Origin of the sequence: Thermoflexibacter ruber, from assembly GCF_900113045.1 — a bacterium.
GTDB classification, from domain to species: Bacteria; Bacteroidota; Bacteroidia; order Cytophagales; family Thermoflexibacteraceae; genus Thermoflexibacter; species Thermoflexibacter ruber.
Genome location: NZ_FONY01000108.1, coordinates 1 through 1964 on the forward strand (window position 1 = coordinate 1; position 1964 = coordinate 1964).

General features: G+C 34.1%; 2 protein-coding genes. Both read left to right on the forward strand.

Going from position 1 to position 1964, the window contains the following annotated elements:
• A partial coding sequence (locus BM141_RS23350) for a hypothetical protein (protein ID WP_177217524.1) occupies positions 1-222 on the forward strand: 222 nt, incomplete at its 5' end.
• The coding region (locus tag BM141_RS22345; RefSeq protein WP_143091092.1) for an Eco57I restriction-modification methylase domain-containing protein at positions 209-1964 on the forward strand (1756 nt) is incomplete at its 3' end. The genes BM141_RS23350 and BM141_RS22345, both read left to right, overlap by 14 nt.

Below are 1964 nucleotides of genomic sequence, written 5' to 3' on the forward strand. Positions count from 1 at the left end.
AATATCAAAAAAGACCAACATTTAGTAGAAAAGTTTGCCAAAGAAAATACAGGAAATATCACTTTGAAAAGTTTAAAAAATGTAGTTTTGACAGATGAAAACGGGCAAACCCAACTCAAAAAAGAAATAGATGACTTGGTTTTTTGCTTGTATTTCAATGTGCAACTTGCTGATTTAGAGAAAAATAAGCATTATCAATACTTGCAAAATGCAAAGAAATAAAGCACTTGGACAAACATTCACAGATACAAGTATCGTGAGGTTCATGCTTGATGAAATGGCTTACTGTGGCAAGGGAAAAATCATAGATAGCAGTTGTGGGAATGGTGCTTTTTTAGTGGAAATTGCTAAGAGAATTATAGATAATCAAGGGGAAAAGAGCGATTTGCATGGTTGGGACGTGGATAGTGCAGTAGTAAACGAGTGTTTGGAAAGTTTGAATCAAATGGCTAATTTTGATTGGCAAGTGAAAACAGTAAAAGATAGCCTTGCAGAAGCATTAGAGGAAAAGCAGTCAGCAGGTCTATTTCAACAGGTAAATAACACTCTTGAAAACAATTACTTACATAGCTTCGACTACGTCATTGGCAATCCGCCGTATATTTCTTACAATGAGAGCTCGAGCAGAGGCACTTTGTTTTTTCAATTTATCAAAGAAGGTAAGGTAAAACTCAACGATGTTTATGGAGTAAACCTGCATAGCGTCCCTGAAAATCCGAAAAAATATGCACCCAAGCCCAATTTATACGCTTTTTTTGTCGCTTTAGGCTTAGGTTTGCTCAAAGACTGCGGGAAACTAAGTTACATCATTCCTCAAACTTTGCTTACCGAGCCTGATTACGATGTCTTACGCTATCACTTAGCTAACTTTTGTACGATTGAAAAAATTGTCATTTTCAAATCTAAGATGTTCATAGAAAGAGGCTTAAAGCAAAACAAAGCAGCAGCTACCTCCAGTCTTATTTTATTTGTAAAAAAACAACAAGCAGCACACCATCACCATGCTAAAATTGCCGTTTATCAATCTTCTAATCATACTATTGAGGTCTGCTTGGAAAATATCAGAAAAGGTAAATTTGTAAACCAATATGAAGTTTCACAAAAGCAACTGCGAAAAAATTGGTTAAATTGGAACTTTTTGAAGCAAAATGAAGATTTTATCAGCTTTGCAGAGGCTTACCTTGAGCATACAGAACATTTTACTAACTACTATGACCACAATTTGGCAATGCACCAATTTGGAGCAAAGTTTTATTTTGATGGGGGCGTGGAGTTAGAAGAGCATTTTTTTGAGGAAACAAAACATGAGGAGAATTTTGAAATTGTAGATAATGCACAAACAAACAGATATTTACTTAGCACCAATCCGCGGTATTATTCCCTTGATAAGCCCATCAAGCCCTTACAAGGGAGCCAAGGCGTACAGGTATTCCAACAGAAATACAAAATTATTTGGCGAAAGCTATTTGCAAGCAAATTTCATTTTGCAGAAAGAAATCTTATCTTGTGGAATAACAACTATTTAGGTATTTTTTCTAATCATAAAGAAGAAATTTTATACTTATTTGCCTTGCTCAATTCGCCTATTACTTTGCAAATTATGAGGGGAAACTTTATGCTTGATGATGAAAAATATGGAATGTTCATGACGCTTACTCGGATAAAAAACTTTATCAAAATACCTAAAATAACTCCTGAAAAACAGCCAGTTAAAGATAAAATTATTGGTTTAGTGGAAAACCTCCTCTCCTTAGAACAAATCAAACTCTCTGATTTAGTTGATTTTTCTAATGTCTTAGTGCAAAAATTTGATAGTTTAGAAGCGGAAGGCAATTTGCTTTTACTGAAAAGCGAAGGGAAAATTACACTATGCAATATCAAAAAAGACCAACATTTAGTAGAAAAGTTTGCCAAAGAAAATACAGGAAATATCACTTTGAAAAGTTTAAAAAATGTAGTTTTGA